General features: G+C 66.8%; 10 protein-coding genes. 5 read left to right on the top strand and 5 right to left on the bottom strand.

Annotated elements, in window-relative coordinates; translation table 11 throughout:
- Positions 1–8: 8 nt before the first annotated feature.
- Positions 9–2,387, bottom strand: a complete 2,379-nt coding sequence (locus tag ABE423_RS11595; protein ID WP_121503741.1) for a TonB-dependent receptor — start codon at positions 2,385–2,387, stop codon at positions 9–11.
- Positions 2,388–2,537: 150 nt separating this feature from the next.
- On the opposite strand from ABE423_RS11595, the gene ABE423_RS11590 reads away from it, so the two are divergent.
- Positions 2,538–4,067, top strand: coding sequence for an OmpA family protein (locus tag ABE423_RS11590; RefSeq protein WP_346486102.1), 1,530 nt, complete (start codon positions 2,538–2,540; stop codon positions 4,065–4,067).
- Positions 4,068–4,079: 12 nt separating this feature from the next.
- Here the strand turns inward: ABE423_RS11590 and ABE423_RS11585 are convergent, their stop codons facing one another.
- Positions 4,080–5,006, bottom strand: coding sequence for a c-type cytochrome (locus tag ABE423_RS11585; RefSeq protein WP_032128430.1), 927 nt, complete (start codon positions 5,004–5,006; stop codon positions 4,080–4,082).
- Complete coding sequence (locus tag ABE423_RS11580; RefSeq protein WP_125895304.1) at positions 5,003–6,349, bottom strand: cytochrome c; 1,347 nt, start codon at positions 6,347–6,349, stop codon at positions 5,003–5,005. Before ABE423_RS11580 ends, ABE423_RS11585 begins: the two co-directional genes overlap by 4 nt.
- Before the next feature lie 185 nt (positions 6,350–6,534).
- On the opposite strand from ABE423_RS11580, the gene ABE423_RS11575 reads away from it, so the two are divergent.
- Positions 6,535–7,653: an alpha/beta fold hydrolase gene (locus ABE423_RS11575; RefSeq protein ID WP_346486100.1), complete on the top strand. Its 1,119-nt coding sequence runs from the start codon at positions 6,535–6,537 to the stop codon at positions 7,651–7,653.
- An 82-nt stretch (positions 7,654–7,735) separates the two neighbouring features.
- On the opposite strand, the gene ABE423_RS11570 is transcribed toward ABE423_RS11575, so the two are convergent.
- Positions 7,736–8,875 carry an MFS transporter gene (locus ABE423_RS11570; RefSeq protein WP_049400460.1) on the bottom strand — a complete coding sequence of 380 codons (1,140 nt, stop codon included), beginning with the start codon at positions 8,873–8,875 and terminating at the stop codon, positions 7,736–7,738.
- A gap of 184 nt (positions 8,876–9,059) precedes the next feature.
- Between ABE423_RS11570 and ABE423_RS11565 the strand changes: the two genes are divergently transcribed.
- Together ABE423_RS11565 and ABE423_RS11560 are read left to right on the top strand one after the other, a co-directional pair.
- A complete protein-coding gene (locus ABE423_RS11565; RefSeq protein WP_125895305.1) occupies positions 9,060–9,755 on the top strand; it encodes an alpha/beta hydrolase in 696 nt (231 codons plus the stop codon).
- A 147-nt stretch (positions 9,756–9,902) separates the two neighbouring features.
- Positions 9,903–12,107 carry a TonB-dependent siderophore receptor gene (locus tag ABE423_RS11560; protein ID WP_346486097.1) on the top strand — a complete coding sequence of 735 codons (2,205 nt, stop codon included), beginning with the start codon at positions 9,903–9,905 and terminating at the stop codon, positions 12,105–12,107.
- A 115-nt stretch (positions 12,108–12,222) separates the two neighbouring features.
- Here ABE423_RS11560 and ABE423_RS11555 read toward each other — a convergent pair whose 3' ends face one another.
- Positions 12,223–12,924: a pirin family protein gene (locus tag ABE423_RS11555; protein WP_180838738.1), complete on the bottom strand. Its 702-nt coding sequence runs from the start codon at positions 12,922–12,924 to the stop codon at positions 12,223–12,225.
- A gap of 141 nt (positions 12,925–13,065) precedes the next feature.
- Between ABE423_RS11555 and ABE423_RS11550 the strand changes: the two genes are divergently transcribed.
- The gene (locus ABE423_RS11550; protein WP_049400457.1) at positions 13,066–13,986 is read left to right on the top strand and encodes a LysR family transcriptional regulator; all 921 of its coding nucleotides are present in this window, start codon (positions 13,066–13,068) and stop codon (positions 13,984–13,986) included.
- Positions 13,987–14,185: the final 199 nt, after the last annotated feature.

Genomic DNA, 14,185 nt, shown 5'->3' with positions numbered 1-14,185 from the left:
GGGCTCACTCACAGGTCCACACGGAAGGAGATGCCGACAGTGCGCGGGGCGCCGATGAAGGCATTGTCGCGGCCGTCCACCCCTGCAAGATACCGCTTGTCGGTGAGGTTGCTCACCACCAGGTTGGCACCCATGCCCTTCAGGCGCGGCGACAGGCCCTGCAGGTCGAAGCCGATATTGGCGTTGAACACGGTGGCCGAGGGCAGCTTGTTGACGTTGGCGGCATCGAGGTAGCGCGTGCCCAGGTAGCGACCGGACAGGCCGAAGTTCCAGTTTTCGCCCTGCCAGTCGGCCGACAGCACCAGGGTCTGCTCGGGCTGGCCGATCACCTTGGCACCGTCGACGATGCCAAGCTGGGTATCACGTGCGGCATCGCCACTGCCCAGGTACTTGGAGCGGTTGTAGGTATAGGCGGCGTTGAGACGCCAGCCGTTGTCCCAGCCATAGCCGAACGCCGCCTCCAGGCCGTTGCTTTCCACGCCACCGAAGTTCTCGTAGACACCGTCGGTCTCGCCCAGGTAGTCGATGCCGCTGACGAAACCGGCCGGCAGATAGACGATGCGGTTGTCGAACTTGATGTTGTACAGGGTGACCGACGCGGTCAGCGGCCAGCGGCTGATGCGCATGCCGACTTCGATGTTGTCGGCGGTCTCCGGCTCGACGTTGCGGAAGCGCTGCGGGTCGGTCTCGCCGAGCACGCCGGAGGGAATGGCGGCGAAGTTCTGCGAGAAGCCAGCGAACAGCTCCATGCCTTCCACACCGGGCGCCCAGGTGAAGCCGGTGGACAGCAGCGGATCGGACTTGGAATCGGATTTGACGTGCTCGCTGGCACCGATCACGCGGCGGCGCGACTGGTCGACGAAGAACTGCTTCACGCCCAGGCGTGCGCTGAACGGCCCGAAGCGGGCCACGTCCTCGACGTAGTACATCTGTTCGTCAACCTTGTACTTGTCCTCGAACTGCACCCAGTACGGCTGATGGTCGAAGGCGATGTCCTGGCCTACGTTGAGCAGGCGATGCCAGTCGCGGCGCGCCGAGCGGTCCAGCTTTTCCACCCACAGACCGCCACGGATCGTGTTGTCGACCGCACCGAAGGTCTGCCGCCATTCGACGTCGGCGGTCACGCCCATGCGGTCGTTGTCGTAGTGGGTGTGGCGGTAGGACTGCGCGCCCAGCACGTTGCCCGCGTAGCAGTTCGGATCGTACTCGGCAGTGAAGCCCAGCCGTGGGGTGCAGCTGGCCAGGCGCTGCGCGGCGCTGCCATCGGGATTGACGAAGAAAATCTGGCCGCGGTTACTGCCGCCGTACACGGTCTTTCCACCGATGTACTCCGACTCCGGGCGACCGGCACCATCATCGCTGACCTGCGCCAGGTAGGGGGGCAGCCAGTCGCCACGACCTTCCATGCGGTGCCCGTAAGCCGCCACCGAGGCCTTGAAGCCGTTGCCGCCGTCGAAGGCCGCGCGCAGGTAGCCGAAGGTGTTCTCGCGCAGCGCACGCGAGCCGGAACGGTAGTTCTGGTCCAGGTACGGAATGCCGGTGAGGGTGCCGACCAGGTTGTCGCGGTCCGGATTGGTGGCGAAGCCCTTCGGCGAGACGCTGGTGTACTCCGGCTCGTCGGCATCGTTGTAGGACAGGTAGCCGGTCAGCGTCCAGCGATCCAGCTCGGTGATGAACTTGCCGGCGATGTGGTCATTGCTGGTCTTGCCGCTGCCATCGATCCAGTCGTGCACACGTGCGGAAGAAGCGCTGACCCAGGCGCGGGTATGGCCGCCGAGCAGGCCGGTGTCGTAGCGCACGTAGTACTTGCGCGCCTCGTTGTCACCGGCACCGACCACGAAGCGCAGGCGGCTGTCCTGCAGTGGGTCGCTGGTGAGGAAATTGAGCGTGCCACCCAGCGCCTCGTTCGAGCGCGAGGAGATGTCGGCAGTGCCCTGGCTGACTTCCACTGTTTCCAGGTCCAGGGTATCGATGTAGCGGTTGGCCAGCGAACCGCCACCGTAGCCCGAGCCGCCATTGGGCAGGCCGTCGATGGTGGTGCCGATCTGCTGGGTGTCACGGTTGGTGACGAAGCCGCGCATGCTGATCTGCGTGCCCCACACCGACGAACCGGTGGCATCGGCCTCGCTGACCACCACGCCGGGCACTTCGTTGAGCGCGTCGTTGACGCTGCTCATCACGGTCTGCCGGTTCAGTGTTTCCGCGCGCACCGAAGTCTTCGCGTAGCTGGTGGCCTGACCAATCACCTGTACCTGGTCGAGGGTACGCGCATCGCTGCTGCGCGCTTCGCCCGTATCGCCCTGCGGTGCTTCTGCGAGGGCGTCCAGGGCGGGGGCGATCAGCAGGGCCAGCAGCGAGACACGGGGAAAACGCGCAATCGTTCGCATCGAAACCGGACCTTCAGAGGGAGGAAACCCCGGAGTGTCGGCAGCGCCAATGACATCGGCATGACGTGGCAGCGCAGGAACGATGGCACTGTGGGGGCGGTCACGGCCTTCGGGTATGCTCGGCGCTTCAATGGACCTGAGGTGGTGACGATGCAGAAGCGATCGAAGATCTGGCTGGGAGGTGCAGCCCTGGTGCTGCTGGCAGGGTGCAACCGGACGCCCTCGGATGGAGAGGTGGCGCCGCCTGCGCCAGCCACGGCGGACGAGGCCGCAGCACCGGCCGCCGCCCCAGCGGGTTCAACGGCCGCCGCCGATGGCACCGCACTCACCGACCGCGATGGCAAGCCGGTGCCTCTGGTGCCGTTCGACACCGGCAGCGTACCGCTGAGCGACACCACGCTGGGTGAGCTGCCGTTCTTCAGCCTGCCGCAGGGCTACGCGCCGCAGAACGCCCCGCACCCGCGCGCCTGGGCGCGCTTCCCGTTCCGGATGGGCGAGGGTGTGCATTGGGCGGAAGGTCCGAGCTGGTCGGCACGCATCGTGACCGACAGTGAGGCGGCCCCCGACAAGGCGTTCTCCGCGCTGGAAGTGCAGCGCAACTTCGACGGCGTGATCACCGCCGCCGGCGGCCGCAAGGTCTTTGAAGGCACGCTGCTGCGCGACATCTACTACGGCCCGCAACTGGAAGGCGAGATCGGGGGTGGCTTCATCGATGCGGTGAACGGTGAGCAGGACGCACCCACCACCGTCTACGTGCTGCGCCAGGTCAACCGCACCGTGTGGGTGCAGCTGGCGGTGGACAGCAACGGCGCCGGTCTGGTGGTCGTGGATGACGTCCCGTTCAAGGCCACTGCGCAGTGGTCGGACAGTTTCCCGCACCTGTCCCTGCCCGCCGGCTATCGCGAGCGCAACACGCCCGAGCAGCGTGATTTCGATGCCTTTCCGTTCTGGACCGGAGATCACTTCGAACCGGTCGAGGGCCGCACCTTCGCTGCCGATTTCGACAAGGGCGAGCGCGAATACTCGATGCATGAAGTACGCCGCAACCTTGAGGCGATGATGGCCCAGGTCAACGGCACCAAGGTGTTCGAGGGGCGCATCCCGCACGAGGCGGCCGAGGGCGTGTCGAAGCAGGTGCAGTCGTCCTACGGCAACGCGGCCAGCTACAGCTGGGACAACTACGACACCGTGGTCTATCGCGTCGATCTGGCTGACGGCCGCCAGGTGTGGGTGCATGCTCGCCTCGAATACCTCAGCGCAGGCTGGGTCGTGGTCGAGCGCAAGGGTTTCACCCAGACCGCGGCGCTGCTGCCGGCCGATGCGTTGAAGAAGAAGCTGGACAGCGACGGCCGCGTGGCGATCCAGGTCAACTTCGCCACCGACAAGGCGCAGATCCTGCCGATGTCCGAACCGCAACTGGCGCAGGTGCTGGACCTGCTGCGTGCCGACCCGTCGCTGAAACTGTCGATTGAAGGCCACACCGACAACAGTGGCGCGGCCGCGCACAACCGCAGCTTGTCCGAGGATCGTGCGCGGTCGGTGGTGGCGGCGTTGACCGCCAAGGGCATCGCCGCCGACCGCCTGCAGGCGGCCGGCTTCGGTGCCGACAGGCCGGTAGCCGACAATGGCAGCGAGGAAGGCAAGGCGCGCAATCGCCGGGTCGAGCTGGTCAAGCGCTGAACCACGCCCTCCTCAGTACCGCGCGTCCTTGGGTTTCGGGTCGCGCGGCCAGTCCTTGGCCTTGTTGGCGAAGTCCGGCCGCGGCTGGTTGATGAAGTAGCTGGCGATGTCCACCGCATCCTGGTCGGGCATCACCTGCTGCCCCAGTGGCGGCTCGCGGGTCACCGCCGGCGGCATGTTGTGCTTGACGAAACCGGCCGCCTTGTACAGGCGCGCCATGCCGGCGCCGATGTTGAAGCTGTGGTCGCCCCACAGCGGCGGGAAGGCGATATCACCGCTGGCGTCGCGCCGGCCTTCGCCGTTGTCGCCATGGCAGGCGGCACACTGCACGGCGTACAGCGCCTGGCCACGGATCGGGTCCGGGGTCAGCGTGCTGTCGATGGGGCCCTCGCTGGGGGCGGCCACCTTTGCACCGTCTGGCACGGGACTGCTCAGCCACGCCATGTAGTCGAGCATCGCGCGCATCTGCGGTGAGTCCTTCGGTAGCGGCTTGCCGTTCATTGAGCGCTGCAGGCAGCCATTGATGCGCTCGGTCAGCCCGATCACCTTGCCCGGGCGCGGCATGTAACGCGGATAGGCGCCGCCGCCCGTATTGAAGTAGTGGTTGCCGAACGGTCGCTTGCCCTCGGCCATGTGGCACGAATTGCAGTTCAGATCGTTGCCGACGTTGTCCGGCAGCAGGCGCGCGGTCTCGTTGAGGAGGCGGCGGCCAAGCATCACCGATTCGGCATTGCCGAGCCCGGCGATCTCCTCGGCGCTGGGTGCGTGGTAGTGCCCGACCACCTTGCCCTGCGCATCGAGGATATCGATCGTGCTGGCTACGGCAGCATCCAGGTCCGGGTACAGATGGCGATAGGCGAGGGTGCCGGCGCCGGCCAGCAGCACGAGGGTGACCACGCTGCCGACCAGCAGGCGGGAGCGTTTGCGCGAACGTTTCATCGTGCGGCCTCCTGCGGAACGTAGTGCACCGGCTTGTCACGCACCACCCGGCGCATGCGCGCCACGTCGACCTCGCTCACCGCGCTGGCCTGGTTGCCCCAGCTGCTGCGGATGAAGGTCAGGATCTGTGCCAGCTGTGCATTCGGCAGCTGCTCGAAACCGGGCATGGTGAAGGCCATGCGGTCGTGCGGGGTATGCGGCGTGCGGCCGCCGATCAGGGTTACCTGTACCAGCGAGCTGGGATCATCGGCGAACACGATCGAGTTGCCGGCCAGCGCCGGGTAGACCCGTGGCATGCCGCGGCCGTCGGCGCGATGGCAGGCCTGGCAATGCTCGGCATAGGCCAGCGAGCCGGCCACGCGATAGTCGCCACTGCGTAGTGCGGCGGTGGAGGTGTCGGTACCCGGTGACCACTGTGCACTGCGGCCCTCACGTGCCGGCAGCTGTTTCAGGTAGCGGGCCATCGCCAGCAGGTCGGCGTCGGACAGGTACTGGGTGCTGTGCTCGACCACGTCGGCCATGCCGCCGAAGGCCGCGGAGCGATCGGTGCGTCCGGTGCGCAGGAAGTCGACGATCTCGCCCTCGTTCCAGCTGGCCAGACCGGTTGATTCATTGCGCAGGTTCTTCGCATACCAGCCTTCCAGCACCGAGCCGGACAGGAACTCGCGGCTGCCATCATCGGCCATCGCCTTTTCCTGGAACGCGAGGCCACGTGGCGTGTGGCAGGCGCCGCAGTGGGCCAGGCCTTCCACCAGTTCGGCGCCGCGCTGCTGGCTGGCATCCAGCGACGGATCCGGGTTGAACGTACGCGGGCGTGCGAACAGCAGCTGCCACCAGGCCAGTGGCCAGCGCATGTTGGCCGGCCACGGAATCGTGCTGTCGGCGTTGCCCTGCTTCACCGGCTGCACCGAGCCCATGAAGTAGGCGTACAGCGCCTTGATCTCGGCATCGCTGGCGATCACGTATGAGGCATACGGCATTGCCGGATACAACGGCTGCCCATCGTGACGGATGCCGCGACGGACCGCGCGCTCGAAGTCGGCGTAGTCGTAGGCGCCAATGCCGGTGTCCGGATCGGGCGTGATGTTGGTCGAGTAGATCGTGCCCATCGGCGTCTGCATACCGAGGCCACCGGCGAACGGCTTGCCGCCCGGCGCAGTGTGGCAGGCGGCGCAGTCGGCGGCGCGCGACAGGTACTGTCCCTGCGCGATCAGCGTCGGATCGTGGATGTCGACCTGCGCCGTCTGTCGCGGTGCGAACCAGTAGGGCGTGGTGCGGGCGATGCCGTAGGCGGCGGCAAACGTGGCGGCCAGGGCAATGGCGAGCTTGAGCGAGGTGCGCATGGCGGCACTGTGGGCAATCCCGCGCGCGCGTTCATTGATCCGGATCAATGACTGAACGGATACAGCTTGTACACCAAGCTGAATCGTTCCTGCGTTGTCATCAAGCCGTCATCCGCGCGCGATAGATGGCCGGTCTATGGAGGCGTTAACGTCCCAGCCTGTCTGATTCACCCCTATGACGTGATATGAAGCGCCTGCTGCTGCTGTTGCTGGCGTGCGCCGGCCTGTGGCTGGCTGCATGCTCCTCCTCCATCAATGCCTCGTCCACCTCGCTCGCCGACAGGCTGATCGCGCCAGGTGGCGTATCGACCCTGCTCGATCGCCCGCGTATTGCCGCGGCCATCGCCGAACTGCCCAACCGCCATGGCTTCGCGCCGGGCCGCGATGGCGTGCCGATCTTCTGGCGTGTGTTCGATCCCGGCGACTACGGCGCGCGTTATCACTACCTGCCGCAGCGCCACGAGAACGGCCTGCCGCTGGATACCGGCCTGAGCCTGGCAGTACCGCAACCGTTCCGCGCGCAGGCCCCGCGCGGCACCGTGGTGCTGCTGCACGGTTGGATGATGAACGGCGATTCGATGCTGCCGTGGTCGCTGCAGCTGGCCGAATCCGGCTATCGCGTGATCACCCTGGACCTGCGCAACCATGGACAGTCCGGTGCAGGTCCGTCCGGATACGGCACCTATGAATCCGACGATGTGGTGGATGTAATCGGCGAGCTGCGTGCACGTGGTGAAGTAACCGGCCCGCTGTACCTGTTCGGCGTGTCCTATGGCGCCGCCACAGCGGTGTTCACCGCCGACAAGCTGGGCGACCAGGTGGAAGGCGTGGTGGCGATGGAATCGTTCGCCAATGCCGGTGTGGCGATCCGCACGATGATTCCGCACCTGATGGGACTGCGGCCGGAAGGCCTGAAGGCGCAGGCGGTGGCGTCGTACGCGCGCTGGCGCTACGGCGGTCAGGACATCAACCAGGTGATCGCCGCCGCCAGCCGCCGCATCGACGTCGATCTGGACCGCGTGGATGTAGCGCGCGCGCTGGCCGATACCCGCGCCTGCGTGCTGCTGCTGCACGGGCAGGGCGACCAGCACATTCCGGTCAGCCAGGGCCGCGAACTGGCCCAGGCCAACCCGCGCGCACACTACATCGAGATGCGCGGCGAGGACCACATCACCCTGCCGCTGCGGCTGGACCTGCTGGCCGGCGTGGTCGATGACTGGATGGCGCGCGACCAGCACCACCCGCAGAGCGCGTGCCCCGCACCGCAGCTGCCGGCCCAGGCCGAGTGGCTGACACGCAGCTGAGAAAAGGGGACGGAGGGGATTAAGTCGTTTCCCGCACAGCTGGGCCAGAAACGACTTAATCCCCTCCGTCCCTTTTTTTCTGTCAGGCCACCCGTCTTGCCAGCGAGCGCGCAGACGCCGCGACGCCCAGCAGCAGCGCGGCCACGCACAGGAAGGCGAAGCCGAGGCTGGTAGCGTGTGCGAGTGCGCCGATCGCTGCCGGTCCGGCGAGGATGCCGGCGTAGCCCAGCGTGGTGACCGCAGTGATGGCGATGCTCTCCGGCATCACCCGCTGTTGGCCGGCCATCGAGAACAGCGCCGGCACGATGTTGGCGCAGCCCAGCCCAACCAGTATGTAACCGGCCAGCGCCACCGGAAACGATGGCACCAGCGTGGCCAGGGTGAAACCCGCAGCAGCGGTGATGCCGCCGAAGACCAGGGTGCGGGTCCGGCCGAGGCGCTCGACGATGCCGTCGCCGAACAGGCGCATCGCGGTCATCGCCAGGGTGAACAGTGCAAAGCCGGCACCGGCCTGGTCACGTGGCACCTGCCGCACTTCGGCGAGGAACACCGCGCTCCAGTCCAGCATCGAGCCCTCGGCGAGGAACACCACGAAGGCCAGCACGCCGATGAACAGCACCACGCCATGCGGCAGTGCCAGCAGGGGGCCTTCATGCAGGATCCGTTGTGGGCGCCAGTGCGGTGCCGACAGCACTGCCACCAGCAGCAGAGCGGCCACCGAAACCAACGCGGCCAGCCACAGCGGCGTACCCAGGATCAGCATGCCGGTCATGCAGCCGGCGCCGACGAAGCCGCCGATGCTGTAGAAGGCATGGAATCCGGACATCATCGCGCGCCCGGCGTCGCGCTCGACCGCGACCGCCTGCATGTTCATCGCACAATCCAGTGCACCGACGCCGGCGCCGAACACGAACAGGGCGGCGCCCAGCGCTACCGGAGAGGGCGCCAGCACCAGCAAGGGCAGGGCGCACAGCATCGTCGCGCAGGTGATCACCATCACCCGGCGGCATCCCAGCCGCCCGGTCAGCGCACCTGCCAGTGGCATCGCCAGCAGTGAGCCGAGCCCGAGGCACAGCAGCACTGCGCCGAGGCTGGCGTCGGACAGCCCGGCCTTGGCCTTGGCGTAGGGCACCATCGGTGCCCAGGCGGCGGTGGCGAATCCGGGAATGAAGAAGGCAGCGCGGGTGGCGTGCTGCTGGGCACGTGGGGATGAAGGCGTCATGCGCGATACGAAGCTCCAAGGATCATCCATGAAAACGTTTTCAAGCGGGATCGGCAAGTGCCATGCATGACATCCAGCGACGCATACGATTGCAGTGACCCGAATGCGTCACCGCTGATTAACGCCAAAGACGGACAGTGGCGACACGGCCGGCATTCCGCCGGCCGCTGCCGGAGATCCGTACATGAGCACGACACCGACCATCCTCCTCGTCCATGGTTTCTGGGGCGGGGCCGCACACTGGGCCAAAGTGATCCTGGAGCTGCATCGCAACGGCCATGACCGCGTGCAGGCGGTGGAACTGCCACTCACCTCGCTGGCCGACGATGCCGGCCGCACCCAGAAAATGATCCGGCAGATCGACGGGCCGGTGCTGCTGGTCGGCCACTCCTACGGTGGTGCGGTGATCAGCCAGGCCGGCAACGAGGCCAACGTGAAGGGCCTGGTCTATATCGCAGCGTTCGCCCCGGATGCCGGCGAGAGCCCCGGTGGCATCACCCAGCAGCATCTGCCGGAAGCGGCACCGAACCTCGCGCCGGACAGTGATGGCTACCTGTGGCTGCGCGCCGACAAGTTCCATGAGAGCTTCTGCCAGGACCTGAGCGACGATGAGGGCCGGGTGATGGCGGTGACCCAGAAGGCGCCGCTGGCCAGCACTTTCGGTGATGCGGTGAGCGACCCGGCGTGGAAGCACAGGCCGAGCTGGTACCAGCTGTCCCGCCACGACCGCATGATCGCGCCGGAGAACCAGAGGGCAATGGCCACGCGCATGCAGCCCAAGCGACTGCTGGAGCTGGATGCCAGCCATGCCTCGCTGGCCTCGCAGCCGAAGGACGTGACCGCACTGATCCTGGAGGCCTGCGCCGCCATCGGCGGCTGAGCCTGCGGCAGCGCGCCGCACCACAGCACATCGCACGACAGCCGGGGCGCAGGGGAGTACACTCCTGCGCCTGCGGCCATCCGGCCGCGTCCCCGTCTTCCCTCCAGCCGCCGCCAGAGGATCCCACCCGATCGTGGAGGTCCCGCCGTGCTGTCTGTGCCTGATGCCCGTATTCCGTCCCCCTTGCCGCGTCGCCGTGCGTTGCCGCAGGCGCTTGCCCAGGGCCTGCTGATCACCGCACTGGCCAGCAGCGGCATCGCAGCCGCGCAGTCCGCCGCCGAGCCGGACAAGGCCGCCGAGGCCCCGGCGTCGCAGACCCTGCAGACCGTGCAGGTCACCGCCAACCTGCTCGGCACCATCACCGAGGGCAGCGGCGCGTACACGCCCGGCACCATCGCCACCGCCACCCGCCTGGTGCTGACCCCGCGGCAGACCCCACAGACCATCAGCGTCATTACCCGCGCTCAGATGGACGACTTTGGCCTGAACGACATCGATGACGTGATGCGGGTGACCCCCGGCATCAGCATCGTGACCTACGACAGCGAGCGCACCGAGTACTACGCGCGCGGCTTCGCCGTGCAGAACTTCCAGTACGACGGCATCCCGATGTCGCGTGACTCGGCCTATTCGGCGGGCAACACGCTCAGCGATACCGCGATCTATGACCGCATCGAAGTGCTCAAGGGCGCGACCGGCCTGCTCACCGGCATGGGCGATCCGGGCGCGACCATCAACCTGGTGCGCAAGAAGCCGGGCAAGGAGTTCGCCGGCAGTGCGACGCTGGGTGTGGGCCGCTGGGATGACTATCGTGCCGAGATCGATGTTGGTGGCCCGTTGACCGCCGATGGACGCGTGCGCGGTCGTGCGGTGGGCGCCTGGCAGGACAAGCATTCCAATCTCGACTTCTACCAGCGCACCAGCAAGGTGGGCTACGCAGTGCTGGAAGCCGATCTGGGCGAGCGCACGCTGCTGACCGTGGGTGGCGATACGATGGACAGCGACCCGAAGGGCTCGACCTGGGGTGGCATCCCTCTTCTGGACAGTGCCGGCAACTTCAATGACATGCCGCGTTCGTTCAACAACGGCACGCGCTGGAGTGGCTGGCGCCAGTATGTGCGCACCGGCTTCGCCACGCTCGAGCACACCTTCGCCAACGACTGGGTGGCCAAGCTGCAGCTCAACCACCAGGTCAACGGCTATGACGCGGCACTGGCCGGTGCCGCCGCCGGCAATCCCGATCCGTTGACCGGCGAGGGCGTCAGCCTGTGGCTCGGCAAGTACGTTGGCAAGACCGTCAGCAATGCGGCCGACTTCTACCTGAGCGGTCATTTCGGCCTGTTCGGCCGCGAGCATGAGCTGGTCGTCGGTGGCAGCGCCTCGCGCAAGCGCTGGACCAACACCGGCTACGGCCCGCAGGCGGGGTTCCCGGATACCGTGCCGGACTACAGAACCTGGAATGGCGACATTCCCGAGCCGGAGTGGCAGCGCAGCTACAGCAACAACGAAGTGACGCGTGAGAACGGCCTGTACGTGGTCGGCCGCTTCGACGTGGCCGATCCACTGAAGGTGATCGTCGGCAGCCGCCTGGCCAGCTACCGCTCGCCGCAGACGCGCGAAACCGGCGTGTTCGTACCGTATGCCGGCGTGGTCTACGACCTTGGCGAGCACTATTCGGTGTATGCCAGCTACAGCACCATCTTCAAACCGCATAGCGAACGCGACGAGCAGGGCAAGGCACTGGATCCGCTGGAAGGCCGCAGCTACGAGATGGGCCTGAAGGCCGAGTTCCTCGATGGGCGCTTCAACGCCAGTGCGGCGCTGTTCCAGCTCGACCAGGACAACTTCGCCCAGCCCACCGGCGGCAAGACACCGGACGGGCAGGATGCCTATCGCGCCCTGATGGGCGTGCGTACCAAGGGTTACGAGCTGGAAATGTCGGGCCAGCTGGCCGAGGGCTGGCAGGTGCAGGGTGGGTTCTCGCACAAGATCGCCCGCCAGGCCGGTGCCAAGGTGACCACACTGGAGCCGGAAAACCAGTTCGGCCTGCACACCAGCTACCGCCTGCGCGGCGACTGGAAGGGGCTGACGCTGGGCGGTGGCGCGCGCTGGCAGGATTCCACTTTCGGTGAGATCACCAACCCGGCCACGCAGGCCAAGGTGGTGCATCGCACCCAACCCTACTGGCTGCTCGATGCAATGGCGCGCTATGAATTCAACGATCGCCTGTCGGCCACGCTCAACGTCAACAACCTGCTGGACAAGCGGTACTACACGATCTTCAGCTGGTACAGCACCTATACTTGGGGTGAGCCGCGCAACGTGCGCCTGGCGATGACGTACAAGTTCTGACGCCGGTGGTGCTGTAGAGCCGAGCCCGCGCTCGGCTGGCTGTCAAACCGCAGCCGAGCATGGCTCGGCTCTACAAATACGCCCGCGATGCTTTTCGGCATCGCGGGCGTTGTCATTACAGCGGCAGGTCGAACACCAGCACTTCGGCGTCGTTGCCGTTCTCCAGGGTCAGCTGCGCTTCGTCGCTGACCTGCAGTGCATCACCGGCTTCCAGGGTGATGCCATTGACCTGCAGCTGGCCTCGGGCCACCTGCACATAGGCGCCACGGCCGTTGCCGAGGGCGTGGTGCAGCTTCTGGCCGCCATCGAGGATGGTGGCGAAGATGCGGGCATCCTGGTGGATGCGCAGCGAACCATCGGCACCGTCCGGCGAAGCGATCAGGCGCAGCTGGCCGCGCTTGGTTTCCGGTGCGAAGTGGGTCTCTTCGTACGACGGAGTAATGTTCTCCGCGTCCGGGAAGATCCAGATCTGCAGGAAGTGCACGGTCTCGTCGGCCGAGTGGTTGAATTCACTATGGCTGACACCGCTGCCGGCGCTCATGCGCTGCACGTCGCCATAACGCAGCACCGAGCCGGTGCCCATCGAGTCCTTGTGCTCCAGCGCGCCGCCCAGCACATAGGAAACGATCTCCATGTTGCTGTGGCTGTGGGTGCCGAAGCCCTGGCCGCCCATCACCTTGTCTTCGTTGATCACCCGCAGCGGTCCGAAGCTGACGTAGCGGGGGTCGTAGTAGTTGGCGAAGGAGAAGGTATGGCGCGAGGACAGCCAGCCATGCTCGGCCAGGCCACGGGTAGCGCTCTTGCGGATCTGCAGCACGATGGAATCTCCTTGTTCGATGGTTTCGATGGGGCGGGGGGGGGCCGGTAGCCGCTGTGTTTCCCCGTTGGAGAGAAGTATCCGCTTGCGCCCGGGGTTTGAAAAACGGATAGTTTTGACAGTCATCATCGAAAAATTCGAATGCTCAAGCTCAGCCTCGATGCCCTGCAGATCCTGGACGCCATCGACCGCCGCGGCTCGTTCGCCGGCGCCGGCAAGGCTCTGCACAAAGTGCCTTCGACCATCTCCTACACCGTGGCCAAGCTGGAGGAGGACCTGGGCGTACAACTGTTCGACCGGGTCGGCCCGCGCGCCGAGCCGACCGAGGCTGGCCGCGCGCTGCTGGACGAAGGACGGCACCTGCTGCGCGCGGCCCGGGAGCTGGAACTGCGGGTGCGCCGGGTGGCGTCGGGCTGGGAGACCGAACTGACCCTGGCGGTGGACTCGGTGTTCCCGACCTGGCTGCTCGGCCCGGACATCGCCGCGTTTCGTGAGGCCGAGGCACCGACCCGGCTGCGGTTGATCGGCGAAGCCCTGTCCGGTACCTGGGAGGCGTTGCTGGACCGCCGTGCCGACCTGCTGGTCGGTGCGCCGGGCGAGGGTCCCAGCGGCGGCGGTTACGTGGTCGAGCCGCTGGGCACGGTGGAGTTCGTGTTCGCGGTCGCCCCCGATCATCCATTGGCCGCAGTGCCGGGTGTGCTCGGCCGCGAGCAGCTGGTCGAACACTGCGCGATCGCGGTCTCCGATTCGGCGCGGCGGTTGCTGCCGCGCACGGTCGGCCTGTTGATGGGGCAGGAGATGCTGACGGTGCCGGACATGGCCAGCAAGCTGAAGCTGCAGTGCGAAGGCGTGGGCTTCGGTTTCCTGCCCGAGCCGTGCGCGCGCGCGGCGGTGGCGCGTGGCCAGCTGGTGATCCGCGAGGTGGAGGAGCACAAGCCGGAAGAGACCTTCTGGCTGGCTTGGCGCACCGGCGAGGATGGCGCCGCACTGCGCTGGTGGCGAGAGCGCCTGCGCAGGCCGGAGCTGCTGTCACAGTGGTGGCAGTCAATGGCCAGGGGGTAGGGGTACGGCAGGGCTGCGCCCTGCACCCGCTACGAGCTGGAGCAACAGCAACAGCAGAAGCTGGTTCCCTGTGGGGAGGCGGGGTGGGTCCGGTTGCGGGGGACGCTGCAAGTCCCCCTCCGGGGCCCGGCCCAGCCGCTGGCGGCTGTGCGTTCGGGCGCTTGCGAAGCAATGCTTCGCAAGCAAAGCGCCCTCACCC

Source organism: Stenotrophomonas sp. TWI1409 (genome assembly GCF_039673015.1).
Lineage (GTDB): Bacteria > Pseudomonadota > Gammaproteobacteria > Xanthomonadales > Xanthomonadaceae > Stenotrophomonas > Stenotrophomonas maltophilia_A.
Note: the sequence above shows the minus strand (reverse complement) of the source record. Positions and strands in the feature narration are given on the sequence as shown.

What these genes read in the sequence shown, in the direction of transcription:
- ABE423_RS11595 (WP_121503741.1), bottom strand. Translation starts at nt 2,387, where the DNA reads ATGCGAACGATTGCGCGTTTTCCCCGTGTCTCGCTGCTGGCCCTGCTG.
- ABE423_RS11590 (WP_346486102.1), top strand. Translation starts at nt 2,538, where the DNA reads ATGCAGAAGCGATCGAAGATCTGGCTGGGAGGTGCAGCCCTGGTGCTG.
- ABE423_RS11585 (WP_032128430.1), bottom strand. Translation starts at nt 5,006, where the DNA reads ATGAAACGTTCGCGCAAACGCTCCCGCCTGCTGGTCGGCAGCGTGGTC.
- ABE423_RS11580 (WP_125895304.1), bottom strand. Translation starts at nt 6,349, where the DNA reads ATGCGCACCTCGCTCAAGCTCGCCATTGCCCTGGCCGCCACGTTTGCC.
- ABE423_RS11575 (WP_346486100.1), top strand. Translation starts at nt 6,535, where the DNA reads ATGAAGCGCCTGCTGCTGCTGTTGCTGGCGTGCGCCGGCCTGTGGCTG.
- ABE423_RS11570 (WP_049400460.1), bottom strand. Translation starts at nt 8,875, where the DNA reads ATGACGCCTTCATCCCCACGTGCCCAGCAGCACGCCACCCGCGCTGCC.
- ABE423_RS11565 (WP_125895305.1), top strand. Translation starts at nt 9,060, where the DNA reads ATGAGCACGACACCGACCATCCTCCTCGTCCATGGTTTCTGGGGCGGG.
- ABE423_RS11550 (WP_049400457.1), top strand. Translation starts at nt 13,066, where the DNA reads ATGCTCAAGCTCAGCCTCGATGCCCTGCAGATCCTGGACGCCATCGAC.